Source organism: Chitinophaga sp. Cy-1792 (assembly GCF_011752935.1).
GTDB lineage: Bacteria > Bacteroidota > Bacteroidia > Chitinophagales > Chitinophagaceae > Chitinophaga.
Genome location: NZ_VWWO01000002.1, coordinates 2,078,320 through 2,097,830 on the forward strand (window position 1 = coordinate 2,078,320; position 19,511 = coordinate 2,097,830).

At 46.1% G+C, this 19,511-nt stretch carries 15 protein-coding genes; 8 read left to right on the top strand and 7 right to left on the bottom strand.

What is annotated here, in order from left to right:
- Positions 1-81 precede the first annotated feature (81 nt).
- Entirely contained in the window at positions 82-381 is a 300-nt protein-coding gene (locus F3J22_RS22595; RefSeq protein WP_167020194.1) for a phosphoribosylpyrophosphate synthetase, read from the top strand.
- A gap of 91 nt (positions 382-472) precedes the next feature.
- On the top strand, positions 473-2,725 hold the full coding sequence (locus F3J22_RS22600) for a family 20 glycosylhydrolase (RefSeq protein ID WP_167020195.1): 2,253 nt from the start codon (positions 473-475) through the stop codon (positions 2,723-2,725).
- Positions 2,726-2,803: 78 nt separating this feature from the next.
- Here F3J22_RS22600 and F3J22_RS22605 read toward each other — a convergent pair whose 3' ends face one another.
- The 3 genes from F3J22_RS22605 to serA all read right to left on the bottom strand — a co-directional run bounded on the left by F3J22_RS22605 (position 2,804) and on the right by serA (position 6,675).
- A complete protein-coding gene (locus F3J22_RS22605; RefSeq protein ID WP_167020196.1) occupies positions 2,804-4,396 on the bottom strand; it encodes a S41 family peptidase in 1,593 nt (530 codons plus the stop codon).
- A 42-nt stretch (positions 4,397-4,438) separates the two neighbouring features.
- On the bottom strand, positions 4,439-5,251 hold the full coding sequence (locus F3J22_RS22610; RefSeq protein ID WP_167020197.1) for a hypothetical protein: 813 nt from the start codon (positions 5,249-5,251) through the stop codon (positions 4,439-4,441).
- Between the two features lie 188 nt (positions 5,252-5,439).
- Positions 5,440-6,675 (bottom strand): phosphoglycerate dehydrogenase, encoded by a 1,236-nt coding sequence (gene serA, locus F3J22_RS22615; protein ID WP_167020198.1) that lies wholly within the window; start codon positions 6,673-6,675, stop codon positions 5,440-5,442.
- A 322-nt stretch (positions 6,676-6,997) separates the two neighbouring features.
- Here serA and F3J22_RS22620 point away from each other — a divergent pair, with 322 nt between their 5' ends.
- Entirely contained in the window at positions 6,998-8,206 is a 1,209-nt protein-coding gene (locus F3J22_RS22620; RefSeq protein ID WP_240155146.1) for a serine hydrolase, read from the top strand.
- Between the two features lie 158 nt (positions 8,207-8,364).
- Here F3J22_RS22620 and F3J22_RS22625 read toward each other — a convergent pair whose 3' ends face one another.
- Positions 8,365-9,345: a cation diffusion facilitator family transporter gene (locus F3J22_RS22625; RefSeq protein ID WP_167020199.1), complete on the bottom strand. Its 981-nt coding sequence runs from the start codon at positions 9,343-9,345 to the stop codon at positions 8,365-8,367.
- A 139-nt stretch (positions 9,346-9,484) separates the two neighbouring features.
- Here F3J22_RS22625 and F3J22_RS22630 point away from each other — a divergent pair, with 139 nt between their 5' ends.
- A complete protein-coding gene (locus F3J22_RS22630; RefSeq protein ID WP_167020200.1) occupies positions 9,485-10,048 on the top strand; it encodes an HD domain-containing protein in 564 nt (187 codons plus the stop codon).
- A 56-nt stretch (positions 10,049-10,104) separates the two neighbouring features.
- Here F3J22_RS22630 and infC read toward each other — a convergent pair whose 3' ends face one another.
- The 3 genes from infC to F3J22_RS22645 form a co-directional block, all read right to left on the bottom strand.
- Positions 10,105-10,770, bottom strand: a complete 666-nt coding sequence (gene infC / locus F3J22_RS22635) for a translation initiation factor IF-3 (protein WP_167020201.1) — start codon at positions 10,768-10,770, stop codon at positions 10,105-10,107.
- A 172-nt stretch (positions 10,771-10,942) separates the two neighbouring features.
- On the bottom strand, positions 10,943-12,883 hold the full coding sequence (gene thrS / locus F3J22_RS22640) for a threonine--tRNA ligase (protein WP_167020202.1): 1,941 nt from the start codon (positions 12,881-12,883) through the stop codon (positions 10,943-10,945).
- Positions 12,884-13,272: 389 nt separating this feature from the next.
- Positions 13,273-13,866, bottom strand: a complete 594-nt coding sequence (locus F3J22_RS22645) for a DUF3347 domain-containing protein (protein WP_167020203.1) — start codon at positions 13,864-13,866, stop codon at positions 13,273-13,275.
- Between the two features lie 118 nt (positions 13,867-13,984).
- Here F3J22_RS22645 and F3J22_RS22650 point away from each other — a divergent pair, with 118 nt between their 5' ends.
- The 4 genes from F3J22_RS22650 (at position 13,985) to F3J22_RS22665 (ending at position 19,507) form a co-directional block, all read left to right on the top strand.
- Positions 13,985-15,952, top strand: a complete 1,968-nt coding sequence (locus tag F3J22_RS22650; RefSeq protein WP_205195528.1) for an ABC-F family ATP-binding cassette domain-containing protein — start codon at positions 13,985-13,987, stop codon at positions 15,950-15,952.
- A 77-nt stretch (positions 15,953-16,029) separates the two neighbouring features.
- Complete coding sequence (locus F3J22_RS22655; protein WP_167020204.1) at positions 16,030-16,716, top strand: response regulator transcription factor; 687 nt, start codon at positions 16,030-16,032, stop codon at positions 16,714-16,716.
- Between the two features lie 6 nt (positions 16,717-16,722).
- Complete coding sequence (locus tag F3J22_RS22660; RefSeq protein WP_167020205.1) at positions 16,723-18,090, top strand: cell wall metabolism sensor histidine kinase WalK; 1,368 nt, start codon at positions 16,723-16,725, stop codon at positions 18,088-18,090.
- Between the two features lie 139 nt (positions 18,091-18,229).
- A complete protein-coding gene (locus tag F3J22_RS22665) occupies positions 18,230-19,507 on the top strand; it encodes a TolC family protein (RefSeq protein ID WP_167020206.1) in 1,278 nt (425 codons plus the stop codon).
- Positions 19,508-19,511 lie beyond the last annotated feature (4 nt).

The window sequence follows — 19,511 nt, forward strand, 5'->3', positions numbered from 1 at the left end:
GATGATAAACAGGGATTTTCCTGCATTATCATTTTTACCATTGGCCTGAATTCAGTAAATTCATTAACGAAATTTTGAGCTATGAAGACTTACGAAACAGTTACAGAAGCACTACAGGATCTCCGCCAACGCGGATTTACCCGGGATTTTAATATGCAGTTCGACTGTATCCAGGGCGCAGATAATAACTACAAACTCCATCCGCAGGATTTTGAAATCGAAGAAACCTATCGGTTCGAAGGCAATACCAATCCAGCAGATGAAGATATCGTATACGCCATCAGCGCCAAAGACGGCACCAAAGGCGTACTTATGCACGGATATGGCGTCTACAGCGAAGACATCTCCGCAGACATGATCCGGAAGCTGGGAACCAAATAACCCGTTACCGTTCAACATAATTCAGTCCTCCCGCTTTGTGGGAGGACTTTTTTTATGCTATTTTAGCCCCTTTCAAATAGTTATTACGTTTATGCTGAAGCACTATGCCAGCGCACTGGCCCTCACCATTATTTCCGTATGCTCCGTGCAGGCCCAGCTGAAACCCAACCTGGATATCATTCCTAAACCGGTTCAGCTACAGGCTACCACAGGCACTTTTAACTGGAATGCACAAACGAAAATTTATGCAGCTCCTGCCTTTAAAGAAGCGGCCACACTGCTTTCCTTTTCCGGACAACTGCTTAATATCAATGCCACCGCACCGGGTCCAAAAGCTACCAACTACATTTATGTCCAGCAGGCTACTGCTGATGTTCTGCCAGATACCAATACCTACCGCCTGCATATCACGCCGGCAAAAATTACCATCCTGGCACGAAGCCGCGCCGCTGCTATCAATGGCATCCAAAGCCTGGTACAGCTGCAACTCCTGCAACCGGATACGCAACTCATACCCTGCGCAGTAATAGAAGATCATCCCCGATTTGGGTATCGTGGTCTGCATCTCGATGTGAGCCGAACATTTTTCCCTGCCAGTTATATCAAAAGATACCTCGATCTGATGTGGTTGTATAAAATTAATACCTTCCACTGGCACCTGGTTGATGGCGCAGGCTGGCGCCTGCAGATAAAGCAGTTCCCCGCCCTGACAGACACCGCCGCATGGCGATACGGCGCTACCTGGAGAGAATGGGCTGCCAATCACCACCGTTATGCCAGCAAAGGCGACCCTAACGCCTATGGCGGCTACTATACCCAGGATGAAGCACGCGACATTGTAGCCTATGCTGCCAAACGCGGTATCACCGTCATCCCGGAAATAGAAATGCCCGGCCATGCGGAAGAAGTTCTGGCGGTATACCCGCAGCTTTCCTGCTCCGGCCAACCCTATAAAAACAACGAATTCTGCCTGGGCAACGACCAGACGTTCGACTTCCTGGAAAAGGTGTTAGTGGAAGTAATGGATATCTTCCCATCTACCTATATCCATATTGGCGGAGACGAAGCCAATAAATCCGCCTGGAAAAAATGTCCTAAATGCCAGCAGCGCATTAAAACAGAACACCTGAAAGACGAAAATGAACTGCAGAGCTATGCGATCAGGAGAATGGAGAAATTCCTGACAGCCCACCACCGTAAGCTCCTCGGCTGGGATGAAATCCTGGAAGGCGGACTGGCGCCTGCAGCTACCGTTATGTCGTGGAGAGGAGAAAGCGGCGGAATCGCAGCTGCAAAGGAAAACCATGATGTCATCATGACGCCGGGCACCTACTGCTACTTCGATCATTACCAGGCAGATCCTGCCACACAACCGGAAGCACAGGGTGGATATCTCCCGGTAGAAAAAGTATACAGCTATAACCCGGTACCAGCGGAACTTACTGCCGATCAGGCCAAACATATTCTGGGCGCACAGGCAAACCTCTGGGCAGAATATATTCCTAATCCTACTCACCTGGAATATATGGTCTATCCCCGACTCCTCGCCCTCGCTGAGGTAGTCTGGACACCACAGGAAAAAAGAACTTTTGCCGATTTCAAAACCAGACTGCAATCGCAATACCTGCTGCTGCAGCGTCTCAACGTCAACTATTGCCGCCCATCCTATACGGTAACTATAGTACCGCAGATCGACTATCAGCAACAGCAAACGACCATTTCCCTGAATACCGAACAATACAATCCGGTGATTCATTATACCATGGATGGTACCACGCCTGCTGCTAACGCGCCTGTATATACGAAACCGTTTTCTTTCAAAGGCTCTGCAACCATTACTGCTGCTGTATTCCAGGATACGCTGCTGAAAGGCACACCAACTGTTTTGCGCGCGGATTATCATAAAGCCATCGGCAAACCGGTGACCTATAATCTTCCCTACAGCAAAAAATATCCTGCGAAAAACGAAGCCACTTTAACTGATGGCTACCGCGGTACCGTATCGTATGGGGATGGCCTCTGGCAAGGGTTTGAAAGCAACGATATGGATGTAACGATTGACATGCAGACGAAAGATAAACTGCAATCAGTAAGCATCAATTTCATGCAACTGGAAGGTGTTGGTATTTATATGCCCTCTTTTGTAGAAGTTGCTGTTTCTGATGATGGCACTAACTTTACTACGGTTCAGCATATAGATAATGATGTTCCAGAAAGTCAGCATGCACTTACCTTCAAGGCATTTAACTTCAACCTGGAAGGCCGCCAGGCGAGGTATATCCGTGTTAAAGCGCATAATAAGCAACATGGATTTTTGTTTGCAGATGAGGTAATTGTGTATTAAGAGAGATAATTTTTGCAGATAAAAAAAGCGGAGATCAGCATAATGCTGATCTCCGCTTTTTATTTATTGGAAAGATATTTATTTCTTCAGCTGCTGAATTTTCTTACTCAGCTTATAATCCACCATGCCATTAAAGTTAGCTTCCACGCTGGCGCTACCTTTCAGCGGACTGAATCCTGTTATTCCCAGCGATTCTGTACGGGCATTTACTGCACTTCTGAAATTACCTACACTCAGGAATTTGGCTATCGCTATCAGGTTTGGATCATTGGTAGCGTCGCCCCAGGGCACATTTACATAGTCTGTTGCCAATGCGTTTGCATCAGGTGCAATACCTGTGAAATAGCCACCGGAGTTGTTTGCATTGGTAGTAGCGAAGTTGATCGCGTACAGGTCAGCCAGATACTTTTTGGTATGTGTGCTGTCGTACATGGAGATATTGAAGTCGATGAACCCTACCGGTTTTCCGTAGGTGGTATCTCCTACTACGTGTACGTTCATGTACGGGCGAAGGTTGTTTAATGTCAGCTCACTTGCAGAAGCTGTATTCCTGGAGGTGATAAAGAATACGTTGTTGCTGCTGAGCGTGAGGCCACCGAGTGTTGAAGGAAAATTCACTACTGTTTCAAGTCCTATCTGTGCTGCATTTGCCTGCATCACATCATTGTACTTGTAGTTGTACATTACCTTGCCGGCCGCTGTGGAAGGCGCGATCAGGCTGTCCAGGTACTCTGCAGTGGTTACTGCACCACCGCCGTTATAGCGAAGGTCGATGACCAGGTTATTGATACCCGCCGCTTTGAATTTGCTGAAAGCATTATCTATAGCGGTTTTGGTATAGGTAGCCTGACCGGAAGAGTTGATAACACTGGAGAACGTGTACATCACAAAATAGCCTACCTTACTGGTACCCATGGTGAGTACGGAGTCGAAAGCTACCGGGTTCACGTTATATGTACCCTGGTTGAGGGTGAGTGTTTTGGTGGCTCCACCAGGTAATTTAAAACCAAGGGTAACAGAAGCCGAATTCAAAATAGAATTATATGCTTGTGTCAACCAGGCAGTAGTATTCTGAAAGTTGCTACTACCGTTGATGGAAGTGATTTCCCATCCGCGGGTAACACCAGCCTGACCTGCAGGACTGTTTTTATCAGCATATAATATAAAGATGCGCAGGTTGTTGTTTGCGTCCAATACAGGCGCATATTCCAACCCGATATCTCCGTTGGTGGCTGCTACGGTCGTTGTAGCAGAAACGCCGTTGATCAGTTTATTGGTGAGTGCTCCGGTACGGTCGAGGAAGCTGTAACGGTCGTACGGACTCTTGGTATCCGGGTTGACTGCATATCCTTTCATGGCTGTCAGCAGGTCATCTGCTGTAGTATATTTTCCATCGAGCGGATTAATGGTAGCAACAGAAGTGTACCAGTAGTAGGTAGGTAAACCGGCGCTTTTATTCCTGCCGCCATCACCGTAGGATACCTGCATGATATTATACATCAGGTATTTGAGGGAATCTTCTGCAGAAAGTGCAGTGGTGCTGCCACCGGTTCCGCTGCCGCCATTACCGGAAGGGTCAGCTTTGAGGTCTTTCTTGCAGGAATAAGTCAGGGTACTGATGCCTGAAACCAGCATCAACCTGACAGCCAGGGTGCGTATTCTTTTATGCATAATAACGATTATGGCTATATGAAATAAGATAACCGGAGGATATTATTTATGCGTAGCCAGGATTTGTCTGGTCCAGAAGTCCTTAGGGTAAAACAGGTTTTCCATTCCGGGACCATTTAAGCCGTTACGCATACCGTTGTGAGCACCAGCCGGCGGCGTTTTGCCTTCTTTCTCAGCGGCTTGCAGGGCTGCGATACGTTCTTTCTCCTCTTTCTCTTTTGCTTTACGATCGTCGCGGTTGAGTGCATTCACTTTAAATCTGTAAGCTATTGGTTTATCGTTGCCGTAAGTAATGCCAATATAGGATAAAGGTATGGCGAGTTCGCAGATGAGGTTTCCCTGGTCATCCAGCGATGCTGCGGAGAGGATATTCTTATCATTTTTAACAGACATGATGCCATCTGGTACGCCAACCAGGCCTTCCACACTGATCTGCTTTGCATTTTGCAGCACGCTTCTTCTCCACTCTACTGAATTGCGTTGATTCTGGGATTCAACAACTTCCGGTGCATCTTCTCCCAGGATAGGGAAAGTAACAGACGATACCACTTTCTTCTTGCCGGTTGCGTTTACAGAAAACGTAAAACCTGCTCTCATTATTTTCATCTGGTTCTGCGCATCCGGTGCACTTATTACAACATACAGATTGTTGGAATCGTTCGCTATCGTATAAAATAATTTTGCATCGTTATTGTAAAAGGACAGCGGTTTAGACCATTCACTGGCTTTTCCGTCGATATGAATATTAGCCGGCGCCCATTTGTTCACATCTTCATCCTGCGCCATGGCCATGGTAGACATAAATAGTCCGGCTATCAAACCTGCACCGGCAAAAATTGACTTTCTGATTTTCATTTTACTGTAGCAATTATTTTTGCCTTCAAGATAGCTATTTATAGACAAGGTACGCAAAAACATTTTCCATCCTCAAAGCAGTCGATGAAAAGGCAGGAAATCCAGCTGAATAATCCCTTTAGGGCTTTCGCATAAAAAAAGCTGCCCCTACTTGCGTGGAGGCAGCTTTCTGTATGATTACCAGTTTATTAGTACAACAACCTGGTTTTGATCGTGTGTTCAACGCCTCTCAGCAGTGCCAGGGCTTCCTGCGACAGCTGGGTATCCACGTCCAGTACCACATAACCGATCTGGTCATTGGTTTTCAGGTACTGACCCAGGATATTGATTTTATTGGCAGATAATGCCGTATTGATCGCGGAGAGTACACCCGGCACATTTTTGTGAATGTGCAGGATACGATGCGTATGTTCAACAGCCGGTACGCTGATCGCAGGAACGGTATGTGAACCGAAGCTCGCGCCTTTTTCCAGGTAGTTGAGCAGTTTGCTGCTGACATCCAGCCCGATATTATGCTGTGCTTCTTCCGTGCTGCCACCGATATGCGGCGTAAGGATAACATTGGGCAGTTTTTGCAAAGGCGTGGAAAATGCCGCACCGTTTTTCTCTGGTTCTACCGGGAACACATCTACGGCAGCGCCGGAGATCTGACCGCTTACCAGCGCATCTCTCAGGGCCTCCAGGTCTACTACCTCACCACGTGCATAGTTAATAAAGATAGCACCTGGTTTTACATATGACAATGCTTCTGCAGTGATCATATTTTCGGTAGACTTACTGGAAGGAACGTGCAGGGAGATGATGTCTGCCTGTCCGAAGAGGTCTTTCAGGGAACGGATCTGTGTAGCATTACCCAGTGGCAGCTTGGTTTCCACGTCATAATAGATAACGTTCATACCTAACGCTTCCGCCAGTACGCTCACCTGGGAACCGATATTTCCATAACCAACGATGGCCAGCGTTTTACCGCGGAGTTCATAGCTCCCTTTGGCTTCTTTCATCCAGATGCCGTTGTGAGCCGCAGTATTTTTGTCGATAATACGACGAATCAACATGATCGACAACCCGATTACCAGTTCAGCTACCGAGCGGGTGTTGGAGTAAGGCGCGTTAAATACGACCACCCCTGCTTCTGTAGCGGCTTTCAGGTCTACCTGGTTGGTACCGATACAAAAACAACCAATCGCCTGTAATTTCTTCGCTGCCTCCAGCACTTTGGCGGTAATCTGTGTCTTCGAACGAATGCCTAAGAGGTGTACATCCTTAATTTCTGCTATCAGGTCTTCTTCGCTCAGCGCGCCCGACAACTTACGTACCGAATAGCCGGCGTTGGTGAATTCCGCAACAGCGGCATCGCTGATGTTCTCCAACAATAAAATGCTAATCTTCTCTTTCGGATAACTTGTCAATTTCTGCTGATCCATAGTATTATATAAAATTATATGTATATCCTTTTCATGCAATTGGCTTAATAATTGCTGCTTGGCGGGTCATTAACAAAGCACAAACCTACTGGATGTTTACGAATTTTCAAATACTAATCCTTTCAATTTAGATATTATCAAAAAAACCAGCGTCGCGTTGCTATTTTTTTAAGCACTTACCGCTTTTAGCCTTAAAATAGCGTTAAAAGGCTATGATTGAGAGATTTTTATTTGGCTGGCTTTAACATTGATGAGTATTTTCGTGTTTTGTATTAATTAGTTCGGGAGAAATTTAGCGTTAAAGAGTCACATTACACTTCTAATGAAGCGATTGAAAGCAGCAGGCATACTCATATTTGCGGGGGTTGTCATTATTACGAGCTGTCAGAGCACAGCCGCACGAAAAGCGACAGAGAAAAATAAAACAGCATCAGATAGTGCTATATATACATTAGGCCTTACAGCGGCCGAAAAGGAAGCCATTCTGAACTCACCCCGCACGGTACAGATACAGCAGGAATTAAACTACTTCTATAATAACAAATTCCTTCGTACCGGTTTTAACGGCGCCATGATCGTGGCCCGCAAAGGTGTTATCATCTTCGAAAAATATCACGGACTGGAAAACTTCAGGACTAAAACCCCGATCGTTGACAGCAGCTCCTTTCAGCTGGCATCCGTGTCCAAAACATTTACAGGGGCCGCAGTTTTATACCTGGCAGACAGAGATAAACTCTCCCTGGATGATCACCTTCAAAAATTCTTTCCGGACTTTCCCTACAAAGGTATTACGGTACGTATGCTGCTGAGTCATCGCAGCGGACTGCCAAACTACCTGTATTTCTGCGATAGCCTCTGGAAAGAGCCATCCCGTTATATTACCAATAATGAGGTGATAGAACTGATGATCAAACACAAACCACCCATCCAGCATCAGCCGGGTACGCATTTTCAGTATTGCAATACCAACTACATGCTGCTGGCATCTATTATAGAAAAAGTAACCGGCGAGAAATATGCGGCCTTTATGCAGGACTCTGTTTTCAAGCCCCTGCAGATGCACAATACCTTTGTATATGATCCCGCAACGCCCGTCAGAGCACATCAGACACAAAGCCACAAGTATAACGGCCAGCCGGAACCAGATACCTATTTTGATGGCGTCATGGGCGACAAAGGCATCTACAGCTCTGCACAGGATATGCTGAAATGGGACCAGGCGTTATACTCCGGCCATTTCCTTAAACCTGAAACACTAAAAGCTGCCTATACACCTTATAGCCATGAAAAACCAGGCGTGCGCAATTACGGCCTCGGATGGCGACTAATGGTTTATCCTGACAGCAGTAAGAATATTGTATATCATAACGGATGGTGGCATGGCAACAACACCGTGTTCTATCGTTTTGTACAGGATACCACCACGCTGATCATCCTTGGAAATAAATATAACCGCGCCATTTATCAGGCAGTGAAACCGGTACGTGATATCCTTGGCCATGGCGATGGTGAGGAAGCAGGTGATGAATAAATGATTGCTGTTTAAATCCGGGCGATAGCCCACCACATAAAAAGTATAACGCAGGTATTTTCTAAGACGTTAGATATAATTGAAAAGGGTAGCTTCGCTACCCTTTTGTCTGTTCCGCCCTTAAGGGGCGGGAATGCTTTGCTAAAGATGAATTTCGATTACACGCCGTGTTTCCTGTTAGGCAAAACATTATCGCGGCTCCAGACAATTTCCCCGGTAAACGGATGGCTGCGCACGGGGCATTCAGCTTTCAGACAATAATGACAACAGATCGGAATACACGGGTCCATATGAATGAAAAATTCCACTTCACTATTCCCAAACTCTTTATTCACCAGCACTTCCACCCTTTTCATTTCGTCATGTGCCTCGTTCAGTTTCAGGTAATACGGTAAGGTAATATGACAATCGATGTGATAATTATTGCCATATTGCTGTATGCGCATATTATGTACATCGATCCAGTTTGGTACCCTGTTTTTGGAGAGAATATCAATCACACGATCCACAGACTGCATATCTGTTTCATCCATCAGACCAGAGATAGACCTACGCATCAGCTTATAGCCATTGACCAGGATCAGTACTCCCATTACAACAGATACGGCGGGATCCAGCCAGAACCAGCCGGTAAAATGTATCACCAGTAACGCGACGATCAGTCCGGCACTACTGTATACATCTGTCATAATATGCTGCCCGTTACCGGTGATGGTAATGCTGTTCAGCTTCTTTCCCGACTGACGTAAATATAGTCCCAGTAAGAGGTTGGCAACAGTGGTAGCGCCCAGCAGCCAGAGGCCGGATTCCATTTTGTGCAGTTCTTTCGGGAAGATGAAATACTGTACTGCTTTCACAAGGATCAGTATTCCAGCGAAGAAGATCATGGCGCCTTCAAAACCTATGCTGAAGAATTCTACTTTACCATGGCCGTAAGGATGGTTTTCATCTTTGGGTTTACCGGCAAGATAAATACTGTAACTGGCAAAACCACCTGCAACAACGTTGATAATGGATTCAAGGGCATCAGATAATATAGCAACGGAATGGGTCATGCCATATGCGAGGAATTTCAGGGCAGTAAGCAGAAAGCTCACCACTAATGAAATCAGGATGACACGTAACTCTCTTTTTAGCAATGGTTCAGATTTTATGCAAATGTAAACAGCGAAGGTAAACAAATTGTTATATCCGATTTTTCTGCATCACAATTCTTTCGAAATCTCCGATCTTAATATATGCATTTACGTTAGATTATTAATCAGGACAAATTTAGTTATGGAAGACAAACATGCGATTACAGAAGAAATTTTTTCGCTGTACGAACAACACGGACATCACGCTTACGGAGAGGATGTCACCATGCTGATGCATATGATGCAGGCCGCGCTGATAGCGGAACGCACCGGCTTCAGCGACGAGATGGTGCTGGCAGCATTTCTGCACGACATAGGCCATTTCTTTGAAGGCGAAGACCAGATGGAAGGCTATGGAACGATGGCACATGATGAACTGGGGCAGCGTTTCCTGCGTGAACGCGGATTCCCCGAGCAGCTGGTAAAGTTGGTGGGCAGTCACGTGCAGGCCAAGCGTTACCTGACTTTTTCGGACAGTGCCTATTACGATACCTTATCAGAAACCAGCAAGAAAACGTTGGAATACCAGGGCGGTCCCATGACCGAAGGAGAAGCAGCGGAGTTCCATGCGGACCCGTTGTTTCATCAGTATATTCAGCTGCGTATATGGGATGATATGGGTAAGGAAACGGAGATGGCAGTTACCCCGGAAGATATTGCGCGTATGAAAGCGCGTATGCATCAGTACCTGAGCGTACAGCAATAATTAAAGCCACCAGGCTTTTGACCTGGTGGCTACTTATAATATTAAACCCGAAACCCTTATTGAGCGTCGCCTTCAGGTTTGCTTTCTGCAACTTTAGGCGCTTCTTTATTCTCTTTAGGTTCTTTAGGGGCTTTGTCTTTTTTCTTGGCTGTTTTAGGCGCGAAGATGGCGATCATACGCTTACCTTCCATGGTAGGCATACCTTCGAGGCCACCTACTTCTGCCAGTCTTTCAGCGAATTTCAGGAGGATCAGCTCACCACGTTCCTTGAACATGATAGCACGACCTTTAAACTGCACGTAAGTTTTCACCTTGTTACCGTCTTTCAGGAATTTCTCTGCGTGTTTAGCTTTGAAATCGAAATCATGATCATCGGTATTCGGTGTAAAGCGAATTTCCTTCACTTCACTTTTGTGCGCGTTTGCCTTCATTTCCTTTTCCTTCTTCTTCTTTTCGTAGAGGAATTTGTTATAGTCAATGATACGGCAAACTGGGGGTACTGCATTTGGGGAAATTTCCACCAGGTCCAATTGTTGCTCTTCTGCCATACGCAGCGCATCCTCGGTCCTGTAAACACCTACCTCAACGTTCTCGCCTACAAGTCTAACCTCAGGCACACGGATCATCCGGTTGGTGCGGTGTTCTTGTTGTTGCTCTCTGCGGAAGTTAGGGTTTCTACCCCGGTTGTTGTTGTTAAAACTTGGTTTGGGTCTGTTTTGCATTAAAAAAATAAAAGTTAAATAATTAATTGCCCGGTGTCCATGGTCCACAAAGATAATCCATGGACCAGAAACAATTTTTTGCAAATTTAATGTGAAAATCTTTAGCAATAAACATACCTGAAAATGGTAATGTTCACCTGCCTATATCATTTTTTCCCACATCTGTGAACGATTATTCGAACGGTTTCCTGTTTACCACTTCTTCATTCACAAGACTGATAAACTGATCGGGGTTCATGGTACCCAGATCACCTTTAGCCTGGCGGCGAACAGCAACGAGATTATCTGCTGCCTCTTTTTCACCTAATACCAGCATGTAAGGGATCTTGGCCAACTCTGCCTCACGGATCTTTTTACCTATTTTTTCGCTTCTGTCGTCGATCTCAGCACGAATGTCTGCTTTTTTCAGCAATTCTGCCACTTTTTCCGCGTACTCCTGACTCTTGTCAGAGATTGGCAGGATTTTCACCTGGGTAGGTGCCAGCCACAGCGGGAATTTACCACCACAGTGTTCGATCAGTACGGCGATGAAACGTTCCAGTGAACCGAAAGGTGCACGGTGAATCATTACCGGACGATGTTTGGCGTTATCAGCACCGATGTATTCCAGTTCAAAACGCTCAGGGAGGTTATAGTCCACCTGGATGGTACCCAGCTGCCATTTACGTCCCAGCGCATCTTTCACCATGAAGTCCAGCTTAGGACCATAGAACGCTGCTTCACCATATTCAACTACAGTAGGCAGGCCTTTTTCGTTTGCTGATTCGATGATCGCGCTTTCCGCCAGTTCCCAGTTTTCTTCGGAACCGATGTATTTGCTGCGGTCTTCTTTATCGCGCAGGGAAACCTGGGCGGTATAGTTAGTGAAACCAAGGCTGTTAAATACGTACAGCACCAGGTCGATCACTTTCATGAATTCTTCCTTCACCTGATCAGGACGGCAGAAAAGATGCGCATCATCCTGAGTAAAGCCTCTTACACGGGTAAGACCGTGCAGCTCACCATGCTGTTCGTAGCGGTAAACGGTACCGAATTCAGCAAAGCGTACCGGTAAATCCTTGTAGGATTTAGGAGAAGCTTTATACAGTTCGCAGTGATGCGGACAGTTCATAGGTTTCAGCATGAACTCCTCACCTTCTTCAGGTGTGGTGATAGGTCTGAAACTGTCTTTCCCATATTTTTCGTAGTGACCGGAAGTCACGTACAGGTTTTTGTTACCGATATGCGGTGTAACAACCGGGAGGTAGCCGGTAGCCATCTGTGCATCCTGGAGGAAGCGTTGCAGGCGTTCACGCAGCAGCGCACCTTTAGGCAGCCACATAGGGAGGCCCAGACCTACTTTTTCAGAGAAGGTAAATAGTTCCAGTTCCTTACCCAGCTTACGGTGGTCACGTTTTTTAGCTTCTTCCAGCAGGGTCAGGTATTCTTCCAGTTCTTTTGCGTTCGGGAAGGTGATACCGTAGATGCGGGTCAGCATTTTATTGTTTTCATTACCACGCCAGTAAGCGCCGGCAATGTTGGTCAGTTTTATCGCCTTGATAAAACCGGTGTTCGGGATGTGTGGTCCGCGGCACAGATCAGTAAAACCACCCTGTGTATAGAAGGTAATGCTACCATCCTGGAGGTCGCTGATCAGTTCCAGCTTGTACTCATCTCCTTTTTCGGTGAAATATTGCAGGGCATCAGCTTTGCTGACTTCCTTGCGGGTGTATTCGCTGTTGTGTTTTGCCAGCTCTACCATTTTAGCTTCGATCTTTCTCAGATCTTCTTCTGTAATGGCACGACCACCCAGGTCGATATCGTAATAGAAACCGTTTTCAATTGAAGGGCCTATACCCAGTTTTACGCCAGGGTACAGTGCTTCCAGCGCTTCAGCCATAAGGTGGGCTGAAGAGTGCCACATGGTAGACTTGCCATCCGTATCCGTCCACGTAAGTAACTGCAGATTCGCATCCGTCGTAATAGGACGGGTAGCGTCCACAACGTCCCCGTTAACCTTTGCAGCCAATACCTTACGCGCCAATCCTTCGCTGATGGATTTGGCGATGTCCAAAGCAGTTACGCCAGCTTCATACTGTCGCACCGCGCCATCTGGAAAAGTGATATTTATCATACGTTATTCTAATGTATCCAATTTTTTAGCAGATACTGTGTTCCTTTTAAATAGGTTGCGAAGTTAAGCAATAGCTCTTGTTTTTTAACCAAACTCCGGCAGAATTTGCAAATTATACATTTTAAACTTAGGAGCTAACAGGTTAACACTAACCGCAATATCTCCGAAAATAAGGTGCAGCACAGCAATTTGACGGCAGTTGATGGTAAGCATTAATTTTTCTTTCCGGAAGATAGTTAAGCTTTTGTTCCCGCTTCCCTGGCCGCCTTCGGCGGATGCGGCTTCCGTTATAATATCCTTCCGGGACTGGGCCCGATGCCTTCGGCATCGGGCCCAGTCCCATTTTTGTCGGCCGCCTGCGGTGGCCGACAAAAATGGGATAAAAATGCTTATTTATAAATTAACGAATCATTGGTAGACCCGCAACTTAACATCTTCTCTCCAAAATACGGATTTACGATCTTTTCAGTTTCACTCAGCCAATAAGCACCTTTGTCATCAAATGCCATCGGGCAAAACTGGTGGTAAACCGTATGGCCTTTATAGCCGGTGGTTTTAATAAGATCATACAGCATGTCAGATATCATCTGGAAAGAGGCCCTTTTGCCTTCAATATCCTGCTCCCCCTGCAAACCAGTCAGCTCAGCGCTGATACTGCCCGTAATACCCGTGATATTACCCAGGCGGGCACTATCCATCTGCAATAATTGCACCGGCAGACTATCCACATGCAATTTTAGCACTGCCGCTGCCGCACTGGCGGCCGTAGCATTAGAACCTGCAAATGCGGCAGAGAGCTGGTAATATGCCCCCATTACCTGGTTCAGGGAGTCATAATAAACGTCATTATAGGGTGCCTGTAAGGCGGTTGTGGCCGCAACGGCTGTATCTTCTCCCCCTTTTTCAGCACCCTGATTATGACAGGAAAACAGGCTGGCAGAGAGTATCATGGCTCCAAACGGGAGAAATATTTTTAATTTCATCTTTTCTAATTTGTTAAACAAAACTAAAGAATTGTATTCATAAGGATTATAATCTGATAATTATCCTTATAATCAGTAACTTTGCACGTTTTATTCAACCTTTGTATTTGTATTTTTTATGTTGATCGCATTACAGGACATAACATTTGAGTTTGGCTCCAGGGTGATTTTGGAAAATTCCTCCTGGCATATTGAACCCGGCGACCGTATCGGCCTGATAGGCCTGAACGGAACTGGTAAATCCACTTTGCTGCGCATCATCAATGGCGAATACTCTGTCTCCAAAGGAAGTGTCAATAAAAGTAAAAACCTGAGTATCGGTTTCTTCAACCAGGACCTCCTGAGCTTTGAAACAGACGAATCTATCCTCACCGTAGGTATGATGGCCTTTGGTAAAGCACTCGAGCTGGAAAAAGACATCGAAAGGATCACCAAAGAACTCGAACATAACCAGACCGACGAACTGCTCAACGAATTCAGTGATAAGTTACACGAATTCGAAGCCCTCGACGGTTATAATATGAAACACAAGACCGCCCAGGTACTGGAAGGTCTCGGTTTCAGCACGGCAGACCTGGAACGTCCCTACAGCCAGTTCTCCGGAGGTTGGCGTATGCGTGTACTCCTCGCCCGTCTTATCCTCCAGCAGCCGGATGTACTCATGCTCGATGAGCCTACCAACCACCTTGACCTTCCTTCCATCGAATGGCTGGAGCGTTACCTGATTGGTTACAACGGCGCCGTGATCATCGTTTCCCACGACCGCTTCTTCCTGGACCGTATGGTAAATGGTATCGTAGAAGTTTACCAGCAGCAGTTACACCACTACTCCGGTAACTACGAAGATTACGAAGTAGAGAAAGAACTGCGCCGCGAAATGCAGCAACGTGCCTACGAAAATCAGCAGGACTATATCCGCCAGCAGGAAAGATTTATCGAACGATTCAAGGCGAAAGCTTCCAAAGCCGCACAGGCACAGAGTATAGCCAAGCGCCTCGATAAGTTGGATAGAATCGAACAGGTAGATGGCGGCCCTTCCAAAATCCGTATCAACTTCACCGTTGAAAAGATGCCGGGAAAAATCCTCGCTACCCTGACCGATGTCAGCAAAAGCTTTGGCAACAACGTCATTCTTAAAAATACCGGTGCAGAGATCAACCGTGGTGATAAAATTGCCCTTATCGGTGCAAACGGTAAAGGTAAGTCTACCCTACTCCGCATCATTGCCGGCACCGAAACCCACGAAGGTGAGCGCACGCCGGGTCATAACGTAGTTACCAGTTTCTACGCCCAGCACCAGCTGGAATCCCTGGACCTCAACAGCGAGATCCTGGATGAGCTGAAAAATGCCGGCAGCGGTAAAACAGAACTGGAACTCCGTCAGCTGTTAGGCTGCTTCCTATTTACCGGCGACGACGTATTTAAAAAGATACGTATCCTTTCCGGTGGTGAAAAAGCCCGCGTAGCACTGGCTAAAACCATTATCAGCCAGGCCAACTTCCTCATGCTCGATGAGCCGACGAACCACCTGGACATGAACTCCGTACAGATGCTGATCGATGCACTCGCGAAATATGAAGGTAGTATCGTACTCGTTTCCCACGACCGTTATTTCGTTAGCCAGACAGCCAACAAAATCTGGGAAATCGTAGATGGTGAAATCAAAGAGTTTAAAGGCACCTACGGGGAATGGGAAGAATGGAAAAAACGTATGGCTGCCAATCAGCAGATCCAGGAAAAGGAGAAAACCACTCCTTCCCATGGTAACGCTGCCGCAGAAACGAAAAAAGAAACCAAAGCGGAAGCTGTAGCCCCTAAAGGCGCCATCAATAAAGATGTGCAGCGTGAACTGCAGAAACAACAGAAGCAGTTTAGTAACCTGGAAGGACAGCTGGCCAGTCTGAAAGCCCGCAAGGCTGACCTGGAAGCCAGCCTTGGCAATCCGGATATCTACGGCAACAAGGATAAATTCGCTTCTGTGGAAAGTGAATACAATGATGTACTCAAATTCCTCGAAAGAGCGAATGAACAATATGAAGGGCTGTTCGACAAAATCATGCAGCTGGAAGCAGCGCTGATGAGCTAATGCCGCCCCCATACCCCGGAAATACCTGTAACACAGGCTTCTCCGGGGTATATCATCTCACAAAAACAAACATTTTCATGCAAAAAATTCTTGTAGTAGAAGATGAAGTGAAAGTTGCCAACGCTGTAAAAAAAGGATTGGAAGAAAATGGTTTTGATGTGGACGTTGCCTATGACGGCCGTATGGCTAAAAGCCTCGTCAACAGCAACAATTACGACCTGGTTATCCTCGACCTCAATCTGCCCCACAGCAACGGATACGAACTTTGCGAGGTGATACGACAGAAAAACATCCGTATTCCCATTATTATGCTGACGGCCTTAGGTGGTATGGATGATAAAATGCAGGCTTTTGAACTAGGGGCAGATGATTACCTCGTAAAACCCTTCGACTTCAGAGAACTACTTGCCAGAATACGCGTATTCCTCAAACGTGCCGGCTCCGAAACTTCACAAAGTACCCAATACAAAATCGTTATAGGCGACCTCGAAATCGACCGGGAAAAGAAAGAAGTGAGCCGTAGCGGCAAAAAAATAGCCCTTACTGCCAAAGAATACCAGCTGCTGGAATTCCTGGCCCTCCATAAAGGAAAAGTTATTTCCAAACTTACCATTGCCGAGAAAGTATGGGATATCGACTTTGACACAGGTACCAATGTGATCGAAGTATATATGAACTTCCTTCGTAAAAAAATTGACAAGGATTTCGAAAATAAACTCCTGCATACCAAAACAGGTATGGGTTATTACCTCTCAGAAGAATAGCCTCCATTGAAGATCAAATACAAAATAGCGCTCTATTATACGGTGTCAGCAACGCTGATGCTGATGATATTTGCCGTGCTGGTGTATTACTTTTCTTCAAAATCCAGGAAAGCAGAATACCTGGAACGCCTGGAATACCGTGCCCGCTCCATTGCCAATGTGATCATCGAAGATGGCCATGTAAAAGTGGACCTGCTTCGCAAGCTGGACCGCACTACCTTCCAGGACCTTTACAAAGAAAGCATTCTTGTATATAATACCAATTACGATCTCCTCTACAGCAACCTGAAAGATACCACCATTCGCACCCACCGCAGCCTGCTGGATTATATCAGGCAAAACAAAACCTTCAGTTACGAAAAAGGCAGTGGCGAAGAAGTAGGTATTTATTATACCGAAGAGAATGTTTCGGTGATTGTAATTGTATCTTCCTTTGACAAATATGGTTACCAGAACCTCCAGAACCTGAGCCGTATCCTGCTCCTGGAGCTGGCCACAGCCATTCTGGTACTGGTGGGCGTGGGTTATTTCTTCGCCCGTAAAATGGTGGAACCCATTGATAAGCTGGTGAAGGAAGTGGACAGTATCAACGCCAACAACCTGCAGGACAGAGAAGTGGCCGTGCAGGGACGGGACGAGATTGCCAAGCTGGCTGCCAACTTCAATACGATGCTGCAGCGACTCAGCGACTCATTCGATCTGCAGAAAAGCTTTGTGAGCAATGCTTCCCATGAACTGCGGACGCCCCTCGCCTCTATTATCAGTCAGTTACAGGTAACGCTGTCGAAAGAACGCAGCGCAGAAGAATACCAGAGCGTATTAAGCTCCGTACTGGAAGATGCCGAAAGTCTGACAGACCTTACCAATGGCCTTTTACAGCTGGCACAGTCGGAGATGAAAGAACAGGAATTCGTGTTCGGTGATGTGAGAATAGACGAATTGCTGATGGATATGGCCAACCTTATCCGCCTGAAACAAAGAGAAAGCAAGATCGATATACAGTTCAATAAATTCCCGGACAACGACTTGCTGGTCACCTGTTTCGGCAATGAAAGCCTGCTGAAAGTCCTTTTCATCAACCTGGTAGACAATGCCTGCAAATTCAGTAAAGACAATACGGCACACGTTTTTATTGATTTCTATACCCAGTATATTATGGTACAGATAAAAGATAATGGCATCGGTATTCCAGCGGACGAGATCAATAAAATATTTGAACCCTTCTACCGTGGACTGAATGCACAGAAAGTCCGTGGCCATGGATTGGGCTTATCTATCTGTAAAAAGATAGTACAGATACACAACGGACATATAACGGTAACGTCTACCCCGGAAGACGGCACTACCTTTACGGTGATACTCCCGCATCTGTAAACCGGCAGCAGTCAAGGAATTACAACTCACTCCTTCTTCCCTTTCCCAGTTAACTAATTTAATTTTAATATCATTTTAATACGCCTTAAAGGAGCCTTTAATCTGGCTTTAAGATTTTTGCAGGCTGAAATAAAGGCGTATGCAACGATTAAAATTACTGATCACTTCAGTATGCATGACAGGCCTGGGCTATATTCAACCTATATTCGCACAGCGTCAGGCTACACCAGTAACCTTGCAGTCTGTTGAAGATTCATTTCTTGTACGGAATTATGCATTACTGGCACAACGATATCAGATAGATGCCTCCAAAGCACTCATCAGGCAGGCTAAAATCTGGAGTAACCCCAACTTCAGTACTGTACTGGGATTTGGCAGCACCGACCACATCAAACCATTTGATGTTGGCGCCAATGGTGAAACGCAGTACAATATTGACCAGCTGATTCAGCTGGCAGGTAAGCGGAACAAAGGTATCCAGCTTGCCGGCACTGCAGCCCGAATGAACGAGGCCACCTTTGATGAACTGGTAAGAACATTGAAGTTACAGCTGAGAGAGAATTTTTATAATATCTACTATCAGCAGCAGACAGCAGTTATCCTGAAAGAACAACTGGAAAACCTGCAGAAAATTGTGGATGCCTATGTAGAGGCCGACAGAAAAGGAAGCGTGGCACATGCAGACCTGGTAAGGCTGCAGGCCTTACAGGTGGGGCTGGAAAATGACTATGCTGATCTGAAGCAACAGGAACTCGAATCACAGAAAAACCTACAACAGTTACTCCATAGCCAGGAATTCTATGAAGCCAGTTTACAGACACCAGATCTGGCCCATTATTCTCTGGACCATATTCAGTTACCGCAGCTGCTCGACAGCGCCGCCCAGAACCGTCCTGATGTACGGCTGGCCGCATTGCAGTATCAGACTGCGGAACTGAATTACCGGTTGCAAAAATCGATCGCGGTACCAGATCTGCATGTAGGCGCCACCTATGACAAATCCGGCAGTTATGTCAATAATTTCGTAGGCCTGACCCTAGGCATAGACCTTCCCCTCTGGAACCGCAACCAGGGCAATATTCGCGCCGCACAATACCAGGTGAGCAGTGTAGAACAGCAGTTCAAACAGCAGCAATCCGTTGCACAGACGGAAGTATTAAATGCCTATCAGCGTATCGTACAACTCGAAAAACGGTACAAAGGATTTGACCTTCACCAGTTCCAGACTGAATTTGATACCCTTATCGAAGAAGTAGCGAAAAATTTCCGCAAAGGAAATATCTCCCTCCTACAGTTTATCGATTATTTCAACAGCTACAGCGACAACGCAAAAAATATCAACCGGTTTTTATCCAACAGGATAAATGCCTATGAGGAACTTAACTATGCAACAGGACAAGAACTATTTAAAAACTAAACTT

What these genes read in the sequence shown, in the direction of transcription:
- F3J22_RS22595 (WP_167020194.1), top strand. Translation starts at nt 82, where the DNA reads ATGAAGACTTACGAAACAGTTACAGAAGCACTACAGGATCTCCGCCAA.
- F3J22_RS22600 (WP_167020195.1), top strand. Translation starts at nt 473, where the DNA reads ATGCTGAAGCACTATGCCAGCGCACTGGCCCTCACCATTATTTCCGTA.
- F3J22_RS22605 (WP_167020196.1), bottom strand. Translation starts at nt 4,396, where the DNA reads ATGCATAAAAGAATACGCACCCTGGCTGTCAGGTTGATGCTGGTTTCA.
- F3J22_RS22610 (WP_167020197.1), bottom strand. Translation starts at nt 5,251, where the DNA reads ATGAAAATCAGAAAGTCAATTTTTGCCGGTGCAGGTTTGATAGCCGGA.
- serA (WP_167020198.1), bottom strand. Translation starts at nt 6,675, where the DNA reads ATGGATCAGCAGAAATTGACAAGTTATCCGAAAGAGAAGATTAGCATT.
- F3J22_RS22620 (WP_240155146.1), top strand. Translation starts at nt 6,998, where the DNA reads ATGAAGCGATTGAAAGCAGCAGGCATACTCATATTTGCGGGGGTTGTC.
- F3J22_RS22630 (WP_167020200.1), top strand. Translation starts at nt 9,485, where the DNA reads ATGGAAGACAAACATGCGATTACAGAAGAAATTTTTTCGCTGTACGAA.
- infC (WP_167020201.1), bottom strand. Translation starts at nt 10,770, where the DNA reads ATGCAAAACAGACCCAAACCAAGTTTTAACAACAACAACCGGGGTAGA.
- thrS (WP_167020202.1), bottom strand. Translation starts at nt 12,883, where the DNA reads ATGATAAATATCACTTTTCCAGATGGCGCGGTGCGACAGTATGAAGCT.
- F3J22_RS22645 (WP_167020203.1), bottom strand. Translation starts at nt 13,866, where the DNA reads ATGAAATTAAAAATATTTCTCCCGTTTGGAGCCATGATACTCTCTGCC.
- F3J22_RS22650 (WP_205195528.1), top strand. Translation starts at nt 13,985, where the DNA reads ATGTTGATCGCATTACAGGACATAACATTTGAGTTTGGCTCCAGGGTG.
- F3J22_RS22655 (WP_167020204.1), top strand. Translation starts at nt 16,030, where the DNA reads ATGCAAAAAATTCTTGTAGTAGAAGATGAAGTGAAAGTTGCCAACGCT.
- F3J22_RS22665 (WP_167020206.1), top strand. Translation starts at nt 18,230, where the DNA reads ATGCAACGATTAAAATTACTGATCACTTCAGTATGCATGACAGGCCTG.